Raw genomic sequence first — 20,057 nt, forward strand, 5'->3', positions numbered from 1 at the left:
GGCCATAAGTTATGAATGGCAAAAAGGATGATGTCAGCGAAAAAATAGTAATATGAATTGTTGCGGCGGTGCTGTTTTGCTTGGGATTGCGCTGCTTTCAAAAAAGCAATATCGCTTTCAATCGCTGCCGATTCACTACTAGTGCAACATAGGAAGGCACCTAAACCGTACTGGCATTAATCGTTATTTTTGAGGTCATCAAAAAACTGAGTGTTGTTTCAAAACCCTGTAACCGCTTTTGTTCCTTTATTGCTTTGCCTTGGGCTTGCCTTTTGCAGCCCGGTACGGCAGGCAAAAAATTCACCCGTCCAAAATACCAGCACCATGGAAGTAGCACAACAATCGCCGGTAAAACCCGGAGCCGAACCGGTTTTGGTTTCGCGGCAGTTTTCATTTACCGAAGGGCCCGCAGCCGATAAAGTTGGTAATGTGTTTTTCACCGATCAGCCCAATAACCGCATCTGGAAATGGGAGCCGTCCGGCAGCTTGTCCATTTTCCTGGAGCCGGCCGGCCGCTCCAACGGGATGTTTTTTGGCCGCAATGGCCACCTGCTTTCCTGCGCTGATGAACAAAACCAGGTTTGGTCTATTGCACCGGATAAGAAAGTAACCGTGTTGCTGGCCGATGTGGATGGTAAAAAACTGAACGGTCCCAACGACCTGTGGGAAGATGCACAAGGCGGCATTTATTTTACCGATCCTTATTACCAGCGCGACTACTGGCAGCGAAAAGCACCGGAAATAAAAGGCGAGCACCTGTACTACCTGCCTAAAGGTGCCGCGCAACCAACCATTGTGGACAGCAACCTGGTAAAACCCAACGGCATTGTGGGCACGCCGGATGGCAAGTACCTGTACGTGGCCGACATCAGGGCGGACAAAACCTACCGTTACGAAATAACCGGCGCTGGCCAGCTGTCCAACCGGACATTATTTACCGAAAAAGGCTCCGACGGCATGACGCTGGACCGGCAGGGAAATGTGTACCTAACCGGTAAGGGTGTTTTTATTTTCAATAGCGAAGGCAAGCAAATTGGGCATATACCCATTTCGGAAAACTGGACGGCCAATGTGTGTTTTGCCGGTGCCAACCGCGACCTACTATTCATCACCGCATCGGAAGCGGTGTACACCGTGCAGATGGCGGTGCAAGGCGCTTGGTAACCTTTTGAAGTGGATTGAAATAGGCTTTTCTAAAGGAAATACGTATGCCTGAAAAAAAACATGCGAAACATTTGTAATTACTCGTTTGCTTTCCGACCTTTAAGGAGGTTCTCAATAGCAGATAACCATTTTTTAGTTCGGCCTGCCGTTTATACGGCGGGCCTTTTTGTTGTCCCAACTGGTTTGCTTAATTCATTGCGGGGCGCAGCACATTTTTCAAGCCCTGCTTTGTACCTTAAGCGCATGCTATGTTTTTTGCGCATATCAATAAAACTCAGCCTGTTGCTGTGCCTGCTTCTGGCGGCTGCTCCTTCATTTGCACAGCAAAAACCCAAACCCGCCTCGGTGATCTTCGATTCGGACATGGGACCCGATTACGATGATGTGGGCGCTATGGCCATGCTGCATGCCTATGCCGATAGTGGCTATTTTAAAATCCTCGCGACCGTGGCCAGCACCCGTTATGCCGGTGTGGCGCCGGTGTTCAGCGTGCTCAATACTTATTTTGGCCGGCCAAACCTGCCCATTGGCGTGCCGCATAAGGCTGGGCTGGATATGCGCGACTGGCAGCATTGGTCCGACAGCCTGCTGGCCCGGTACCCGCACCGCATTAAGACCAACGGCGCCGTGCCCGAGGCCACCGAAGTGTACCGCCAGGTGCTGGCCACCCAGCCCGATAGCAGCGTAACCATCATTACCGTGGGCTTTTTTACCAACCTGGCCAACCTGCTTCAGTCCGGCCCCGACCAATATTCAGCGCTTAGCGGTGCGGAGTTGGTGCACAAAAAAGTAAAACGGCTCGTCAGCATGGCCGGGAGGTTTCCGGATGGAAAAGAATTTAATGTGGAAAAAGACGCCGCTGCCTCGCAACGGGTGTTCCAAAACTGGCCCACCGAAATTTGGCTGAGTGGCTATGAAATAGGCGCCGAAATTAAAACAGGCGTGCCGCTGATGCGCAACGAAGCGATAACAAACAGCCCGGTGAAAGATGTGTTTCGCATTGCTATACCCAAGGCTGCCGAAGATAGGGATGGGCGCATGAGTTGGGACCAAACCGCGGTGCTGGTGGCTGCAAAAGGTGTGGCGCCCTGGTACCGCCTGCAAAAGGGCACCATGCAGGTAGCCGCCGATGGCAGCAACACCTGGCGCAACGGCAACGGCCGCCATTTTTACCTGGTAGCCCTGGCGCCGCCTGCACCAGTGCAAGCCTTGATTGAACGAGTAATGGCGCATCAGCCGATGCGGAAATGAGAACAATTGTGGATTTACGATTTCGGATTTACGATTTTACTGGCCGCTTTAGATCCTTAAATCAAAGCATTTGGCATTTCCCAATCGCCAATCGTCATTCTAAAATCGTCAATCGTATTCGCTCCCACCCGAGTGCTACTACAAAAACATACTGCCGCCCAAATAAGGCGTTTTGCCTAAGTTTTTTCCTTTTCTGTCCAAAAGGGGGAGCGGTAATGGGCAAGTTTTGTAGCTTGTTTACTTGTTCAAAAAAGATTCTTTATCCAATGAAATTCAAAGCAGCACTATTTTACCAGGATGCACTTGTTTTTTATAGTGTATACCACTTAGGAAACGATTACTACAAAGCAAAGCTGGATGGCAACCTCCCCGATATGGGCCAGCCGCCACTACTGCTCGAACTAAAACGCCAGGGTATGCAATGGCGCTCCGACTGTTCGGAAAACGATGTGGTGCGTGAAATCGGTGCCGCCATTGATCAACGACTGAAACGACAATAACAACGGTGATAACATATTAAAGTAAAAGGCCGCAACTGCGGCCTTTTACTTTAATATGGGTTTGTAAAAAATGATCGTTTCCCTTTTGTTGTTACAACGTGTGTTGATTTGTTGATGTTTTAATCAACCAGCACAAAGCTTACCGGTGCTTCAAAACGCAGTTTCATTTTCTTGAAATCAACATTCAGTGCGGGCTCGCCGCCTGCATCCATTGACTCATTTTTCATGCGCATCATCATTACCTGCGGCTGGTAGTTATTTTCGGTAGGCTCGTTTATTTGCCACACGGCTCCAACCTTCGCATTAACGGCACCTGCCAGCAGCGAAGCCTTTGCCTGTGCATTTTTAAGCGCTTGCATCTTCAGCTCGTTGCGGTAGTCTTCAATTTTGCTGTGCGATACTTTTTGTATGTAAAAGTTTTGCGTAGCCTCATCGTCCAGAGCCTGCACCACCTGCTCCAGCTGGCGCACCGAGTTCAATTTCAGTATATAAGAAATCGACGCTTTCATGTCGGGAGTCTTTTGCTTGTTTTTGCGGTACCACTGCCAGTAGTTGTCGTAGCCGCTGGCGTTTTGCAGGCTCACTTCTTTTTCGGTCAGTCCCAGTCCTTTCATTTTTGCCAAAAACGCATTGCTGATCTTTTCGATGTTCACCTTGCCCGTTCCTTTTTTGTCATATTCCTGCAGCTGTACCTGCACCCAAACTTCATCGGGCACAATTTCCATTTCGGCGGCGGCCTGCACATTAATGAGGCGTGGACCTTGGTTGGATTGTTGCGCCGAAGCACCCAGTGAAATCAAAGCAGCAAAGAATAAAATTATCATTTGTTTCATACCAGTGAATTTATACAGAGTGAGATGTAATTAAGGGCCGAATGTTACAAAGCTGCGGCCAAAAAAGGTCATGCTTAACAGAATGTTTGGAAAACAGGCGGTGCGCATTTAACCGAAAAAATTAAAAAGGAGGCTTTGGCTTAACCCTTTAAAAACAGCAATGCTGATTTTGGTAAGCGTTATTTTACCCCATCTTTCTTACTTTTAGCGCATGCCATCTGATCACATAATTATTACGCCTTATTCATACGATCAGGCTGAAATGGTGCAGCAAATGAAAGCACTGATGCAGCAACAACTAATGCCCAATGCATGGCAGTGGCTGCAGGAAAAAGCGGCGCAGCTCAACATCCAAGGCAGCAATGCGCTGGCCGTTGCATTTGCCGCCATGCCGCGCAAAGTGGGCAAAGCAATTGTTGATATTAGCGCAGAAAGTGCTGCTGCATTTGCAGCTATCCGGCCCCACTTCACCATCAATCAATGGAGCATCGACCGGCTTTGCCGTGTGTGGTTGCTGTTGCAATTAAACACCGATGATGAAGCGGTTTATGTACGCCGCATTGAAACGCTTTTTCCCGCTGCCGAAATGAACGAACTGGTTGCACTCTATTCAGCGTTGCCCCTGCTGGCTTACCCCGAAGCGTGGCGCGGCCGCTGTGCCGAAGGCATCCGCAGCAACATCGGGCCGGTGCTCGAAGCCATTATTTGCAACAACCCGTATCCATCGGAACAACTGCCCGACGGTGCCTGGAACCAGTTGGTGTTGAAAGCTTTTTTTACGGAAAAAAGAATCGACCAGATCATTGGGTTGGATAGGCGTGCCAATGAATCGCTGGCCAATACATTGATCGATTTTGCACGGGAACGCCGCGCTGCAGCCCGCGAAGTGCCGCCCATGCTGTGGCGCTGTGTGGCACTGTTTATCAATGCCGAAAATCTGCGCGATGTAGAGGGTGCATTGTACAGCACCGAAACTAGCGAACGTGCTGCAGCGGCACTGGCGCTATCGCAAAGCAGCCTGCCCGAAGCAAAAGCATTGTTGCAAAAGAATAGCGAATTATCGACTGAAATCCATTCCGGCGCATTGAGCTGGAAGGGACTTGCAGCAAGGATGGCAGGCGAATAATTATTGCTGCGTCCTATTTATTTACATAAAAAATAATTACACTTATGTGTTGCCATACTATAGACGAAGAAAGCCTGCAGCGCGGCGAAAAGTGGCCGCTGTATAAAGAGCAAATTGCGGGCATGCAGTTTTTTGATCCGCATGTGCACATGACCTCCCGCACTACCGACGATTACCAGGCCATGGCCGATGCCGGTGTGGTAGCGCTTATTGAGCCTGCGTTTTGGCTGGGACAGCCACGTACCGGCCTCGATACTTTTCGTGATTACTACAGTTCGCTGATTGGCTGGGAACGTTTTCGTGCATCGCAATTTGGCATTAAGCATTATTGCACCATTGGCCTCAATTCTCGTGAAGCCAACAACGAAGCGCTTGCCGAACAGGTGATGGAAATATTGCCCTTGTTTGTGTATAAAGAAGGTGTAGTTGGCGTTGGTGAAATTGGCTTTGACGACCAGACCGCTGCCGAAGAAAAATACTATCGCCTGCAACTGGAACTGGCAAAAGAAGCCGGACTGCCGGTGCAGATTCATACACCGCACCGCGATAAGAAAAAGGGCACTACCCGCAGCATGGATATTGCACTGGAGCACGGCCTCGATCCGCGTATGGTGATTGTTGATCACAATAATGAAGAAACGGTGAAAGAAGTGCTGGACCGAGGTTTCTGGGCGGCGTTTACCATTTACCCGTTTACCAAAATGGGCAACGAACGAATGGTGGATGTGGTTAAACAATACGGCCCGGAACGCATCATGGTCAACTCCGCTGCCGACTGGGGTATTTCCGATCCGCTGGCCGTGCCCAAAACAGCGGCATTGATGAAGGAACGCGGTATTTCGGTAGAAGATATCCGGTTAGTAACGTATCAAAATGCCGTGACTGCATTTGCGCAAAGCGGCCAGATCGAAGAGTCGGATTTTTCTTCGGTAAAATCGATTGATCAAAGCCAGAAGTTTGCCGGCAACACCGTGCTGCGCGGCGGACAGGCACCAAGGGTTGATAAAGATTCGGTATTTATCAGGTAATCATTTTCAGGCCACGCAAAGCCGGTGCTGTTGTTTGCTTCAAACAAGTATTGTAGCAACAAGATCGCTGTAGTTGCGTGGCTTTTTCTTTTAAATAAATTCCTCTTGCAAAAGCTGATTGGCCTGCTGCGTTTGGCAAGGCCTGCGAATATTGTTACTGCTTTTTCCGACATTGGTGCAGGCGTTGCCATTGCATATTTTGGTGTGTTGCAAGCGATGATGGCACAGCACCCCGGCAGCCGAATTACAGCGTTTGTGTCGGGTGCATGGGGGAGCAATATTTTTACATACACGCTGATATTAATGCTTGCAACACTGGGCTTATATGGCGGCGGCGTGGTGCTCAACGATGTCTTTGATGCCGAACTCGATGCAGTGGAAAGACCGGAACGGCCCATCCCAAGCGGGCTGATTTCAAAGTCTTTGGCTGCTGCGTGGGGCGTGGGCCTGCTTTTATTTGGCGTGGTGTGTGCCGGGCTGGTACATTGGCCCCTTTTCTTTTCTACTTCTTTTTTCTTAGCCTTGGCTACTGCCGTGGCTGCTGTTTTGTACGATGCATGGGGCAAACACCAAAATATTTTCGGTCCCATAAATATGGGCCTGTGCCGCGGACTGAACCTGCTGTTGGGTATGAGCATTTTTCCGCAAGTAATCCCGCAATACTGGTTCCTGGCGCTGGTGCCCGTGGTGTACATTGCCGCCATCACCATGATTAGCAGGGGAGAGGTGCATGGGGGGAAAAAGAATACAATGTATGGTGCGGTGTTCTTATATGTTTTGGTTGTGGCTTCCATTTTAGTTATTTCATTTTTTAATGAAACAGCCTTGTTTACTCTTCCCTTCGTGCTGTTGTTTGCTGCTATGATTTTTCCGCCCCTTGCCAAAGCCGTAGCACAACCCTCTGGCCCCAAAATCGGCAAAGCTGTAAAGGCCGGTGTTTTATCACTTATCCTGATGAATGCCGCGTGGGCGGCCGCTTTTGGCGCACCGGTGGCTGCACTGTGTATGTTGTTGCTTCTGCCGCTCTCCATGGGGCTGGCAAAAGCATTTGCCGTAACCTGATGTGTTGATTTTCGTTAACTTTCGCCAGATTTTTCCGGCCGGGTGCAGTATGCCCGTGCCTTATGCGGAATACCAATAATTGAGATGGCGATGGATTATTTGCAGCAGTCGTTTGCAGTGCGCTTCGAGTACAAGGTATATTTTACCGAACATCTGTTTAGTGCCGAAAATGTGGCGTTCAGAGATTTTTTAAATGCACAAAAAGGCAATACGGCCCGCAAGCTGCTTTTTGTAATTGATAAAGGCGTTGTTGAAACGCATCCCGATTTGCAGGGGCAAATTCGTACCTACCTCGAAGCGCTGGAAGGTTATGTGTTGGTACCCGAAATGCTGGTGCTGGAAGGCGGCGAAGGTGCAAAAAACAACCCGCAACTTTTTGATCAACTCGTGGAAGCAGTCAATGCTTATGGCATCGACCGGCACTCATACCTCGTAGCCATTGGCGGCGGTTCTATTCTTGACCTTGCTGGCTATGCCGCTGCAGTTTCGCACCGCGGCATTCGGCACATTCGTATCCCTACAACGGTGCTGTCGCAAAACGATTCGGGTGTAGGCGTTAAAAACGGCGTCAACTGGTTTGGTAAAAAAAACTTCCTCGGCACGTTTGCGCCACCCGCGGCTGTGTTCAACGATTATCATTTTCTTACCACGCTGTCGGACGATGATTGGCGTTCCGGTATGTCGGAAGCCATAAAAGTGGCGCTGATCAAAGACGCGCCATTTTTTAACTGGCTTGAAGCCAACGCAACCATGCTGGCCCGCCGCGATATGCCGGCGATGCAGTATTTGGTAGAACGCTGTGCCGAACTGCACCTGCAACATATTGCCGGCGGCGATCCTTTTGAAATGGGCTCATCGCGGCCGCTGGATTTTGGCCACTGGAGTGCACACAAACTGGAGCAACTAACCGGCTTTGCCGTGCGACACGGAGATGCGGTGGGCATGGGCATAGCGCTGGACAGTGCATATTCTGCCGTTTCAGGCATGTTGGATGAAGCGGCTTACAAACGCATCATCGATGTGCTGCAGGTGTTGGGCTTTGCCATTACGCATCCGCTGATGGAAATCAGCAGCGAGCAAAGTGCAGTGATCCGTGGCTTGAATGAGTTTCGCGAACACCTGGGCGGACAGCTCACCATCATGCTGCTGCGCGGCATTGGCGTGGGCGAAGAAGTGCACCACCTTGATACGGCACTGCTCATTAAAGCAAGCGAATTGTTGCAGCACCACGATGCTGTTGCATAACAGCCAGTATCACGATGACAGATGATCGATTCGATTTTACCATTTACCATTCACCATTCACCATTCACGAACCCATCATGCTTACTCCATACGGCCACCTGAGTTATTGCACCAACATTCATCCCGGCGAAAACTGGAATGATCATTTTGCACAATTGCAGCAGCATGTTCCGCAGATAAAAAACAGCGTATCTCCCCATGCACCGTTTGGCATTGGGCTGCGCCTGGCCAATGTGGCATCAAAAGATTTAGCAAAACCCGAACGGCTTCATGCGTTTAAAGCATGGCTGCAGCAACATTATTGTTATGTGTTTACCATGAACGGTTTTCCGTACGGTGGTTTTCACAACACGGTTGTAAAAGCCGACGTGCACACACCGGATTGGACCACCGACGACCGAGTGGATTATACCATCCGGCTGGCGCAAATTTTAGCACAACTGCTGCCCGACGGCGAAGAAGGCAGCATCTCTACCAACCCGCTTTCGTATCGCTATTGGCACAACGATGCAGATTATGATGCCGTTTTTAAAACCGGCACTACCAACCTGTTGCGTGTGGTAGCTGCATTGATCGGGATTAAAAAAGCCACGGGCAAAATCATTCACATCAACATCGAGCCCGAGCCCGATGGCATGATGGAAACCGGCCCCGAGTTTATCCACTGGTTCAATCACTACCTGTTGCCATTGGGTGGTGTTTTTTTACAAAATGAGTTGGGCTTAAATAGGGCGGACGCTGAAGCCGCACTGCGTACACATGTGCAGCTTTGTTTCGATATCTGTCATTTTGCAATTGGCTTTGAAGACCATCTGGCAGTATTGCAACAATTGAAAAAGGAAAGCATTGGCGTTGGTAAGATCCAGATCAGTGCTGCGCTGCGCCGTGAATTGCCTGCAGATAGCGAAAAACGCAAAGCCATTATTGCCGCATTTGCACCATTCAACGAGCCCGTTTATTTGCACCAGGTAATTGCAAAAGAGGCGGACGGTTCATTAACCCGTTACCGCGATCTGCCCGATGCTTTGCAAACAGCGGAAACCACCACGGCCGTTGAATGGCGGGCACATTACCATGTGCCCTTGTTTGCCGCCGAATATGGTGCGCTGCATTCCACCCAGCCAGAAATTGCCACTGTGCTGAAATATCAGGCACAGCAACCTTTTTCCGCACATATGGAAGTGGAAACCTATACCTGGGATGTATTGCCCGATGATTTAAAATTACCCATTGCCGATTCCATTGTTCGCGAACTGCAGTGGGTGTTGGCAGCGCTGGATAGCAAATAAAAAATTGCCCTGAAGCCGTTGCAAGGGGTGGTACATTCGTGCAATTTTTCGGCGCTTTGGTACATTCCCGATCTTTTCTTGTCTTATAGTTGATGCGCCGCCCGGCCTGCTGCGCCACCAAAAGCGGCGGATGTGTGCAGCGCCCTGTATTTTTGAATTTTGACCCTGAGTATGCAAAAGACCGTTGTCATAGATATTGTAGGTTTGTCCCTTTCGGTGATTGGCGAGCACACGCCTTTTTTGCAGCAATACACGTCTAAAAAACACATGGCACCCATTGCGCCCATGCTGCCGGCCGTTACCACATCGGTGCAGTCTACTTATGTTACAGGCAAATGGCCATCGGAGCACGGCATTGTGGGCAATGGCTGGTACGATGGCGAGGATTGCGAAATAAAATTCTGGAAGCAGTCGAACAAACTGGTGTTGTCCGAAAAAATATGGGAACGTGCCAAAGCGCAGGACCCCTCATTTACCTGCTCCAAAATGTTCTGGTGGTACAATATGTATTCGTCGGCCGATTACTCCGCAACGCCGCGGCCGCAGTACCTGGCCGATGGCCGCAAAATGCCCGACTGCTACACGCATCCGGCTTCGCTGCGTGATGAGTTGCAGCAGGAGTTGGGACAGTTTCCCTTGTTTAAATTCTGGGGTCCGGGTGCCGATATCACGTCTTCCAAATGGATCGCCGATGCATCCATTTATACTGATAAAAAATACAACCCAACGCTGACACTTATTTACCTGCCGCACCTCGATTATTGCCTGCAAAAGTTTGGACCTGATTTTTCAAAAATGGGCAAAGAGCTGAATGAAATTGATGCTGTGGTAGAAGACCTGGTGCAGCATTATGAAAGTGTTGGTGCCAAAATAATTTTGCTATCGGAGTACGGCATTGCACCGGTGAGTAGGCCTATTCACATTAATCGTTTGTTGCGGCAAAATGGATTGCTGCAGGTACGTGTGGAGCGTGGACTGGAACTGCTCGATGCAGGCGCTTCAAAGGCTTTTGCTGTTTCCGACCACCAGGTGGCGCATATTTATATCAACGATCCGTCGGTGGCGCAAAAAGTGCGGCAACTGGTGGAGGGCTTGCCCGGCGTGGCTTTGGTTCTGGATCGTGCTGCGCAAAAAGATCACCACATCGATCACGAACGTGCCGGCGACCTGGTGCTGATGGCCGATGCGCAAAGCTGGTTTACCTACTACTTCTGGCTTGATGATGCCGTGGCCCCCGATTATGCCCGTGTGGTAGATATTCATAAAAAACCCGGTTACGACCCGGTGGAAATGTTCATGAGTTCCAAAGCCCGCGCAGCATACAAACTGCTCCGCAAAAAGGCGGGCTTCCGGTATGTGATGGATGTCATTCCGCTGGATGCTACCCTCATCAATGGCTCGCATGGATCGCTGGCCGTGGGACAGCAGTACTACCCGGTACTGATCACAGATAGACCGCAAAAAGAAAGCCTTGTTGCCACCGATGTGTACGATGTTATTTGGCAGCATTTGGCAGGATAAAACAAAGGATTAATGGGTGCAATGGCGCACCGTTCATTATAAAATTTTATTTGTAAACATGAAACGAAATATGCAACAAGCAGCAGGCAGGCATGCCGGCATCGCACTGGCAATAGCGTCGGGTGTGGCGCTGAGCCACCCGGCCTTGGCCCAACAGGCGCTGCCCTTAAACGATCTGTCTTCTTTTCAACCTTCTTCCAAAACCTGGCGCATTGCAGGCGATGTGCAGGCCGACCTTGCAGCAGCCAATGCGCTGAAACCAGCCAATGGTACGGGCATCTTGGTAAATGTGCCCACCAATAAAGAGCACGGCGCCGACCTGTTTACCAACCTCACCCACGGCGATGCCGACTTTGAGTTGGAATACCTCATGGCAAAAGGCTCCAACTCGGGCATTTACCTGCAGGGTCGCTACGAAATTCAATTGCTTGATTCCTGGGGTGTAACCCAGCCACGTGCCGGCGATAATGGTGGTATTTATGAGCGTTGGGATGACAGCAAACCCGATGGGCAAAAAGGTTACGAAGGCCATGCACCACGCCAGAACGTGTCGAAAGCACCCGGCTTGTGGCAAAAGATGCGGATTTCTTTCCAGGCACCCCGCTTTGATGCTTCGGGCAAAAAGATCCAGAATGCACGCATCCTTTCGCTGTCATTAAACGGTGTAACAATACACGAAGATGTAGAGCTCTCGGGGCCAACTCGTGGCGCCATGCAAAACAATGAAGTAGCAACAGGTCCCATCCGCATCCAAGGCGATCATGGCGCCGTTGCATTCCGAAACATTAAGATCACCAATTACGATAAACCTCGCCCTGAACTCACCAACCTGAAGTACACGCTGTACAAAGGTAAATACCAGGCAGAGCCGGCCAACTACGCCTCGCTGCCGCCCGAAGCCGAAGGGCCTTCCGGTGTTATTTCATCGGCGGTAAGCAATATGGATAATGAGTTTCTCATTCGCTACACCGGCACGATAAAAGTTGCCGAACCGGGCACGTACACCTTCAATATGGGTGTAAACGGTGGCGGTGGCGCCCTGCGCATCAACAAGCAGCAGGTTATTCCCATTTCGGAATGGAACGGCCGCGGCACAGCTAATTTGCCGGCAGGCGAACTGCCTTTTGAATTGATTTATTCCAAATTTGTCGATTGGGCGCAGCCCTCGCTGGGCCTGTCGGTTTCTGGCCCCGGCATCCGCGAATACCTCGTGTCCGATGCGGCATTGAGCTCCGGCAATACGGTGGATCCTATTTTGGTGGAAGCGCCATCCAATACCATCCTGCGTTCGTTTATGGACATTCCACGCCACGGCCGCGTGGTGCATGCCGTAAGCGTGGGCAGTAATAAAGGCCTGCATTATACGTACGATATGGACCGCGGCAACATGGTGCAAATCTGGCGTGGTGCATTCCTCGATGCAACGCCCATGTGGCACGACCGTGGTGATGGTTCTTCGCGGCCTCGCGGTGCGGTGCAGTATTTTGGCAAACCCGCATTTTCTGTTGCGGTATTAACCAACAACACTGCTGCTTGGCCCGATGATACAACGGGCAGCAGTTTCCGTACCCGCGGTTATGTACTCGATGCCGACGACCAGCCCACTTTTAAATACGACATGGCCGGCGCCAAAATCCAGGATGCGCTGAAAGTAGCCGCCGATGGACAAGGCCTGCAACGCACCATTACTGCCGAAGGCGCACCAGCCAATATGTATGTGCGGCTTGCTGCAGCATCTACCATCGAACCCGCAGGCAAAGGCATGTACCTTGTTGATGGTAAAGCGTATTACCTGCGCATTGATGGCGCCGATGGCGTACAGCTGCGCGATGCAGCCGGTGGTAAAGAACTGGTTGCGCCGTTAAAAGGCACCGTGTCTTACACCATTCTTTATTAAGCAAAACGGGTGTTGGGCCGGCTGCAGTACAGGCATGAAGCTTTACTTGCGACGCTCCGTTCAACCTCGGGTTAACGCTGTTCGGCTTTTTTATTACAGACAAAAGAAAACGACCAATGAACTACAAACATATTTTCCGCAACACGGCACTGGCGCTGGGCCTTACTGCAAGCATTGCAGGGGGTGCGCAGGAGTCGCCGAAGGAAGAAGATTTTTTCCGCATTGCCCGCATATCGGCGCCGGAAGGCACCGTGCTTGAAGTGGGCGGTTTAACCGTAATGCCCAATGGCAACCTGGCTGTGGCCACCCGCCGCGGCGATATTTTTATTGTGGAAAACCCCACTAGCAATAGGCCTTATTTCCGCAAGTTTGCATCGGGCCTGCACGAAGTGCTGGGGCTTGCCTACAAAGATGGTTCGCTGTATTGTGCACAGCGCGGCGAGCTTACAAAAATGACCGACACCAACAAAGACGGTAAGGCCGATGCGTTTGAAACCGTTTATGCATGGCCGTTATCTGGTCACTATCATGAATACAGCTTTGGCCCCAAGATTGCGCCGGATGGTTCTTTCTTTGTTTCGGCCAACGTAGCCTTTGGCGATGAAGAGTGGTGGCGCGGCGAAAGCCGTGTACCCTGGCGCGGTTGGGTCATGAAAATTTCCCCCGACGGGCAAATGCAACCCTGGGCCACAGGTGTTCGTTCACCTGCCGGGCTGGGCATGATCGACGGCGAACTGTTTTATGCCGACAACCAGGGCGACTGGTTGGGTTCGGGTGGCATTGCACATGTAAAACGCGGTGCATTCATGGGGCACCCTGCGGGCCTGCGTTGGGCCGGTATGCCCGGCTCGCCGGTTACGCTTACCGAGCAAAAATTTCATGCAACGGTTGATGAGCGCCGCAAACGCGATGCGGCTGGACGTGCCATCAAACCCGAGAACGTGCAGAACGAAAAGTTTGTGATGCTGCACGAAATGAAAACGGCATTTCCGCAAGTGCAAACTCCGGCCGTATGGCTGCCGCATGGCATTTATGGTATTTCCAACTCCGAGATCCTAACCATTCCCGAAAATACTTTTGGTCCATTTGCCGGACAGTTGCTCGTTGGCGACCAGGGCCAAAGCAAGATCATGCGGGTATTTATGGAAAAGGTAGCTGGCGAATACCAGGGCGCTGCGTTTGATTTCCGCAGCGGTTTCCAAAGCGGTGTGCTGCGCATGGCCTGGGCTCCTGATGGCAGCTTATTTGTAGGCGAAACCAACCGCGGTTGGGGCTCTGCCGGTGATGCCAACCAGGGCTTGCAAAGGCTAGTTTGGAACAACCGCCTTCCCTTTGAAATGCGTGCCATTCGTGCCATGCCCGATGGCTTTGAAATTGAATTTACCAAGCCGGTGGCCAAGGCTTCGGCTGAAGACATCGCCTCGTATAACGTGGAAAGTTTCCTGTACAAATACCATTCGGTGTATGGATCGCCAACGGTAAACACCAAGAGCTGCGAAGTAAAAGGTGTAAAGGTTTCGGATGATGGTATGAAGGCCCGCATTATTGTAGATGGATTGCGCCCTGCTTATATCCACCACATCCGGTTGGATGGCGTTCGTGCAGCAGAAGGTTCCTACTCACTGGTGCACCCAATGGCTTACTACACGCTGAACAACATTCCGGAAGGAGCAAAGCTTACTGGCGCAGGCATCAGCACCAAAAACTCGGCTAAGGAAACAAAGCCCGCCGCCGCACCGGCAAAGACAACAACTAAGCCCGCGGCCAAGCCTGGTGCAACAACAGCCACCACCACACCCGACGACCCGAAGGCCCGTGCAGCAGCCGCAGCTAAAAAGCCCGCAGCAAAAGCGCCGACTTTTGAAGACGTAAAACCGTTGCTGGCAAAGAACACTTGTAATGCTTGTCACAATACCGACAAGCGCCAGGTGGGGCCTGCATTTAAGGATGTGGCCAAACGCAAATACTCGGTGGATAAGATCGTGCAACTGATCTACAACCCGCAGCCTGAAAACTGGCCGGGATATGCCACGCCCATGCCGCCCATGCCGCAAGTGCCAAAGGCAGAAGCAATCAAGATTGCTGAATGGATCCGTTCGCTGGCACCGTAATATGATGTTGTTTATTTCTTTATAAAAGCCTGCTCTATGAGCAGGCTTTTTCTTTACCGCTTGATGGTGTGCAGTGATTATTGATTATTTTGTAGGGGGTATTACCTGTAAGATTTTTTATTTGAATGTGCTTATAAAACAGCGGGTTTGTCATGCCGAACTTGTTTCGGCATCTCCCTCATGTTAAAGACATTTGGTTATAAATTCAGGGTAGCTGCTTTTTAAATCAAAACCGTTCAATACATAGGAGATGCCGAAACAAGTTCGGCATGACAGACACTAATAAAATTGCTTTTACTCAACCATATTAGAAATTAAAACCACAACCACTCATTCATGTTTGTACATCACGTGTTCTTTTGGCTGAAGCCCGATCTTAGCGAAGCCGACATTCAGCAGTTTGAAACCGGTGTTCGTTCACTACTCACTATTCCTTCGGTAAAGTTTGGTGATGTAGGTAAGCCTGCATCCACCGACCGGCCCATTATTGAACGGTCTTATTCTTATTCGTTGCTTACTGTGTTCGACAATAAAGAAGGCCACGATGCTTACCAGCCGCCAACAAGCGAAGTGCACCAGCGCTTTGTGGATGAATGCCAGCACCTGTGGGATCGTGTGCTGATCTATGATTCTGAATCCTGAGCCGTCATTTCATTGTAACCAATCAAATTGTAGCATTTAAACAGGCTGCAGAATTGCAAATCGATTCCCATTATTAAATGAACATGATGAAGCCGGACGTTGTTTGTTTTGGTGAAGTGCTGTGGGATATTTTGCCTTCCGGCGAACAGCCGGGTGGTGCGCCCATGAACGTGGCTTATCACCTTGAAAAACTGGGTTTGCAGCCGGCCATGATCAGCCGGATTGGTAAAGATGGCCGGGGTGAAAAATTGTTGCATTTGCTGGAAGGGTGGATGCTTGATATTGATTTGATCCAGCAGGATGCCGATCAACCTACCGGTGTAGTACATGCGCATTTATCGGCCGAACACGAAATGTCGTACGAAATTGTGCAGCCCGTTGCGTGGGATTTCATTGCGCTTTCTGATGAATCATTGAAACTGGTGCTGCAGTCACAGTATTTTATTTACGGCAGCCTCAGTGCCCGCAACGAAGTTTCCCGCAACACGCTGTTTGCACTGTTGAAAGCGGCGAACAAAAAAGTATTCGATGTCAACATTCGCATGCCGCATTTTAGCAAAGAAGTAGCACTGCAACTATTGCAAGATGCTTACCTGCTTAAGCTAAACGAACACGAGCTGCCCATACTTTCCGGTTGGATTGACAGCGGTGGTTCGTTTGAAGAACAGGTGGCCGCATTGCAGAATCATTTTAAAGTGCCCATCGTAGTGGTAACACGTGGCGGGAAAGGTGCGGTACTCCGCATGCACGACCGGCTTTACCAACATAGTGGTTTCCGTGTTGATGTTGCGGATACCGTAGGCAGCGGCGATGCATTTCTTGCCGGCTTGCTTAGCCAGTTAGATAGCGGCGCTGCACCCGGGCAGGCATTGGCTTTTGCCTGTGCTACCGGCGCATTGATTGCTTCAAAACAGGGCGCTTGCCCCGGTTACGAGCCGGATGAAATACGGAAGTTGATGCAACAATAGCGGTGCACTTATCCTTTTTAAAACGGTTGCTGCATGTTCAGTAACGTATTCTTGTTGTGAAATAAAAATTGCTTAAACCTGCTTGCCATGAAATATTTGTTGCTGCCTTTTTTTTGTTTGATAACCAGCATTGCATTTGCTGCACGGGTCGATTCGATTGATGTGCCCAGTGCGGTGATGAAACAAACGTATAAAGCCGCTGTTGTGCTGCCCGATGGCTATGCAAAAGGCAATAATCCATTTCCCGTGATGTACCTGCTGCATGGCGGAGGCGGCCACTTTCGCGACTGGCTGCAACAAACACCTGACAAGACCCTGGTGCATCGCCTTGCCGATCAGTATGGCCTCATCATCGTGATGCCCGAAGGCGAAACATTTGGTTGGTATATGGATAGCCCGCATGATGCAGGAAGCAAATTTGAAACATATATTACCAAAGAGGTCATTCAAAAGATTGATGCTACTTACCGCACGGTGCGCAGCAATAAAGGAAGGGTGATCACCGGCCTGTCCATGGGCGGGCATGGTGCGTTGTACCTGGCCACACGCAACCCGCAATTGTTTTGTGCTGCGGGCAGCATGAGCGGTGCAGTGGATATGAACTGGTCGAACTGGAAGATCAATACCGACTTTGCCAAAAATGTGCAGGAGCGGTTTTTCAAGTTGCTCGGCGCCAACGATCCGTTTAACGAAGTTTATTTCAATAACTCGGTGGTGAATATGGTTGCTGCCATGAAAAAGAATGCTTTACCCCTGGTAATTGATTGCGGCGTAGATGATTTTTTATTGGAGCCCAACCGCCAGTTGCACCAGCAATTGGTGTATAACAAAACGCCGCACGACTACACCGAACGGCCCGGTGGACATACATGGGATTACTGGGGCAATTCACTGCCGTATCATGTGTTGTTCTTTTCGAAAGTATTGAAGGGAAATGGCGTATTGTAAGCCATCAATTTTAGTAAAACAAAAGGCTGCGGTGTTCGCAGCCTTTTGTTTTACTAAAATTCTTATTTTAAATATTCCCTTTCTTCATTTCCTGCACTGCATAATCCGCAGCACGTGCAGTAAGCGCCATGTATGTGAGTGATGGATTTTGCGTAGCGGTAGATGTCATGCAGGCGCCATCGGTAACAAACACGTTGGGCACGGCATGCATCTGGTTCCAGCCATTGAGCACCGATGTTTTCGGGTCGCGGCCCATGCGGACACCACCCATTTCATGGATGTCGTTGCCGGGTGCACGTTTGCCGTCTACAGCCTTGATGTCTTTAAAGCCGGCTTTTTCAAACATCTCGGTGAGTTGCTCCATATAATCCTTCGTCATCTTCTCATCGTTGTCGTCGTAGGTTACCGATATTTTCAATTGCGGAATGCCCCATGCATCTTTCAACGAGTCATCCAACGCCACGTAGTTGCTTTCTTTTGGAATGGTTTCGCCCATCATGTGCGAACCTACCCGCCACGGGCCCATTTCCGATTTGGCCAGGTTATCTTTCAGCGTGGTGCCTACGCCATCACGCGGTGTAGTGTTCACACGGTCGGCGCCAAAGCCTGCGGCATAGCCACGTAAAAAATCAGTTTCCTGCTGGTGCACATTGCGGAAGCGGGGAATGTACCCGCTGGTGGGCCGCCGCCCATCGGTGGTGATGTCGAGATGGCCTTCGTGTGTTGCGTTTATATATGCCCGGTAGTTGTGAAACGCAACGTATTTACCCAACACGCCACTGTCGTTGCCCAGCCCATTAGGAAAGCGGCTGGATTTAGAGTTGAGCAAAATTAAATTGGTGTTGAGCGCCGCTGCATTTACAAAAATAATGCGGGCATAAAAGTCGATGGCGTCTTTGGTAACATCATCAATCACCCGCACACCCACGGCTTTGCCTTTGGCATCGTCGTATAAAATAGAATGCACCACCGAGTGTGGCCGCAGCGTCATGTTGCCTGTTTTTTGGGCCCACGGGATGGTGGTGGAGTTGGATGCATAATAGCCACCAAAGGGGCATCCGCGTTGGCACAGGTTGCGCTTCTGGCACTGGCCCCGGCCTTGTTGCAGGTGCACCGGTTGCGGCTCGGTAAGATGCGCACAGCGGGCATATACTACGTGGCGGTCTTTATAACTTTTACCTACGCTTTGTACAAAATATTTCTCCACGCAGTTCAACTCCATCGGTGGCAAAAACTCGCCGTCGGGCAAAATATCCAAGCCGTCTTTGTTGCCACTAATGCCCGCAAATTTTTCCACGTAACTGTACCAAGGTGCAATGTCTTTGTAGCGTATAGGCCAGTCCACGGCAAAGCCGTCACGGGCCGGGCCTTCAAAGTCAAACTCGCTCCAGCGCTGCGTTTGGCGGGCCCACAACAGCGATTTGCCACCTACCTGGTAACCGCGGATCCAATCGAACGGCTGCTCCTGCACATAAGGGTGCTCGGTGTCTTTGGTAAAAAAATGCGCAGCATCTTCGCGGAAGGCATAGCAGCGGCTTACCACCGGGTTTGCCTTTTGTATTTCATAAGGCACTTCGCCGCGGTGCGGAAACTCCCAGGGCATTTTATTGGTGGTAGGATAGTCCTGGATATGGCGCACATCGCGGCCGCGTTCCAGCACCAGGGTTTTCAGGCCTTTTTCGCACAGTTCCTTTGCGGCCCATCCGCCCGATATGCCCGAGCCGATGACAATGGCATCGTAGGTGCGGGACTTTATGGAATCGTTGGTTCCCATTTTATTTCAATAAAAAAGATTGTAAAATAAATTTCCTGCAGCGGCCTATGCGGCCTTTTTACCTTCGCCCACCGGTACGCATCCGCGGTAGCGGCCCGGCACCAGCTCGTACACCCGCACTTTGGTGAGGTAGTGTTTGGAGGTGAGGTAACCGTGGATCATCAGGTTCTTTGTTTTTTTATAAAAATGCTGCAGCTCGTCTTCGTCTTTCCTGCTTTCCAACTGCTCCAGCAAAGCGGTTCGCTGTTGTGCAGTTAGGGTTGAAAATGCACCACCATTCTTCTTCGTAAAATCTTTAAATGCGTCGAGGCCTTTTTCAAATGCCTTATGCTCTTCGGGGCTGTGGCAGTCGTCGAGCATGGTCAGTGCAAAATGATGGAGGTAGAGGTCTTTGCCGCCTGGTGTATCGGTGGCGGGTAAAAAGGTTTCGGCCATGTCGGCCAGCAACTGTTCATCGCTGGCATTGATGGTTAGGTGCTTCAGGTTGATGGAAGCCGCGCCACCATCGGCCTGCATACATGCCGGGATGAGGGCTGCGCCTCCAGCCAGTACCAAAAATTGTTTCAATGCGGTGCGCCGGGAAATGCTCATGGGGCAAGTGTACGTTGGTGGGCAATAAAGGTAGCGTTGTATTTAAATGATTGGCCGTAAATGGTTTGGCAAAAATCAATTGGTCAAAAAAACATCAGCATTGGACA

At 50.5% G+C, this 20,057-nt stretch carries 17 protein-coding genes; 14 read left to right on the plus strand and 3 right to left on the minus strand.

The window, feature by feature from the left end; genetic code table 11:
* Positions 1–324: 324 nt before the first annotated feature.
* The 3 genes from DRJ53_RS11510 (at position 325) to DRJ53_RS11520 (ending at position 2,915) form a co-directional block, all read left to right on the plus strand.
* Positions 325–1,164, plus strand: a complete 840-nt coding sequence (locus DRJ53_RS11510; protein ID WP_114235941.1) for an SMP-30/gluconolactonase/LRE family protein — start codon at positions 325–327, stop codon at positions 1,162–1,164.
* A 282-nt stretch (positions 1,165–1,446) separates the two neighbouring features.
* Positions 1,447–2,415 carry a nucleoside hydrolase gene (locus DRJ53_RS11515; RefSeq protein WP_241558525.1) on the plus strand — a complete coding sequence of 323 codons (969 nt, stop codon included), beginning with the start codon at positions 1,447–1,449 and terminating at the stop codon, positions 2,413–2,415.
* A gap of 266 nt (positions 2,416–2,681) precedes the next feature.
* On the plus strand, positions 2,682–2,915 hold the full coding sequence (locus DRJ53_RS11520; protein ID WP_114235791.1) for a hypothetical protein: 234 nt from the start codon (positions 2,682–2,684) through the stop codon (positions 2,913–2,915).
* A gap of 119 nt (positions 2,916–3,034) precedes the next feature.
* Here the strand turns inward: DRJ53_RS11520 and DRJ53_RS11525 are convergent, their stop codons facing one another.
* Positions 3,035–3,748, minus strand: a complete 714-nt coding sequence (locus DRJ53_RS11525; protein ID WP_114235792.1) for an SIMPL domain-containing protein — start codon at positions 3,746–3,748, stop codon at positions 3,035–3,037.
* A gap of 211 nt (positions 3,749–3,959) precedes the next feature.
* On the opposite strand from DRJ53_RS11525, the gene DRJ53_RS11530 reads away from it, so the two are divergent.
* From DRJ53_RS11530 to DRJ53_RS11580, 11 genes are all read left to right on the plus strand, one after another.
* On the plus strand, positions 3,960–4,874 hold the full coding sequence (locus DRJ53_RS11530; RefSeq protein ID WP_206609763.1) for an EboA domain-containing protein: 915 nt from the start codon (positions 3,960–3,962) through the stop codon (positions 4,872–4,874).
* A gap of 44 nt (positions 4,875–4,918) precedes the next feature.
* The gene (locus DRJ53_RS11535; protein WP_114235793.1) at positions 4,919–5,902 is read left to right on the plus strand and encodes a TatD family hydrolase; all 984 of its coding nucleotides are present in this window, start codon (positions 4,919–4,921) and stop codon (positions 5,900–5,902) included.
* A gap of 105 nt (positions 5,903–6,007) precedes the next feature.
* Positions 6,008–6,964, plus strand: coding sequence for a UbiA-like protein EboC (gene eboC, locus DRJ53_RS11540; protein ID WP_114235794.1), 957 nt, complete (start codon positions 6,008–6,010; stop codon positions 6,962–6,964).
* Positions 6,965–7,054: 90 nt separating this feature from the next.
* Positions 7,055–8,209: a 3-dehydroquinate synthase gene (locus DRJ53_RS11545; protein ID WP_114235795.1), complete on the plus strand. Its 1,155-nt coding sequence runs from the start codon at positions 7,055–7,057 to the stop codon at positions 8,207–8,209.
* A 14-nt stretch (positions 8,210–8,223) separates the two neighbouring features.
* Entirely contained in the window at positions 8,224–9,498 is a 1,275-nt protein-coding gene (gene eboE / locus DRJ53_RS11550) for a metabolite traffic protein EboE (protein WP_241558526.1), read from the plus strand.
* 171 nt (positions 9,499–9,669) lie between these two features.
* Entirely contained in the window at positions 9,670–11,019 is a 1,350-nt protein-coding gene (locus tag DRJ53_RS11555; RefSeq protein WP_114235796.1) for an alkaline phosphatase family protein, read from the plus strand.
* Between the two features lie 58 nt (positions 11,020–11,077).
* Entirely contained in the window at positions 11,078–12,916 is a 1,839-nt protein-coding gene (locus DRJ53_RS11560; RefSeq protein ID WP_114235797.1) for a 3-keto-alpha-glucoside-1,2-lyase-like domain-containing protein, read from the plus strand.
* Positions 12,917–13,032: 116 nt separating this feature from the next.
* Positions 13,033–15,027 (plus strand): c-type cytochrome, encoded by a 1,995-nt coding sequence (locus tag DRJ53_RS11565; protein ID WP_206609764.1) that lies wholly within the window; start codon positions 13,033–13,035, stop codon positions 15,025–15,027.
* A gap of 336 nt (positions 15,028–15,363) precedes the next feature.
* Positions 15,364–15,669 carry a Dabb family protein gene (locus DRJ53_RS11570; RefSeq protein WP_114235798.1) on the plus strand — a complete coding sequence of 102 codons (306 nt, stop codon included), beginning with the start codon at positions 15,364–15,366 and terminating at the stop codon, positions 15,667–15,669.
* Between the two features lie 83 nt (positions 15,670–15,752).
* A complete protein-coding gene (locus DRJ53_RS11575; RefSeq protein WP_114235945.1) occupies positions 15,753–16,637 on the plus strand; it encodes a carbohydrate kinase family protein in 885 nt (294 codons plus the stop codon).
* Between the two features lie 87 nt (positions 16,638–16,724).
* Complete coding sequence (locus DRJ53_RS11580) at positions 16,725–17,585, plus strand: alpha/beta hydrolase (protein ID WP_114235799.1); 861 nt, start codon at positions 16,725–16,727, stop codon at positions 17,583–17,585.
* Positions 17,586–17,652: 67 nt separating this feature from the next.
* Here DRJ53_RS11580 and DRJ53_RS11585 read toward each other — a convergent pair whose 3' ends face one another.
* Together DRJ53_RS11585 and DRJ53_RS11590 are read right to left on the minus strand one after the other, a co-directional pair.
* Entirely contained in the window at positions 17,653–19,359 is a 1,707-nt protein-coding gene (locus tag DRJ53_RS11585) for a GMC oxidoreductase (RefSeq protein WP_114235800.1), read from the minus strand.
* Between the two features lie 45 nt (positions 19,360–19,404).
* Entirely contained in the window at positions 19,405–19,950 is a 546-nt protein-coding gene (locus tag DRJ53_RS11590; RefSeq protein ID WP_114235801.1) for a gluconate 2-dehydrogenase subunit 3 family protein, read from the minus strand.
* Between the last annotated feature and the right edge of the window lie 107 nt (positions 19,951–20,057).

Source organism: Paracnuella aquatica (assembly GCF_003332885.2).
GTDB classification, from domain to species: domain Bacteria; phylum Bacteroidota; class Bacteroidia; order Chitinophagales; family Chitinophagaceae; genus Flavisolibacter; species Flavisolibacter aquaticus.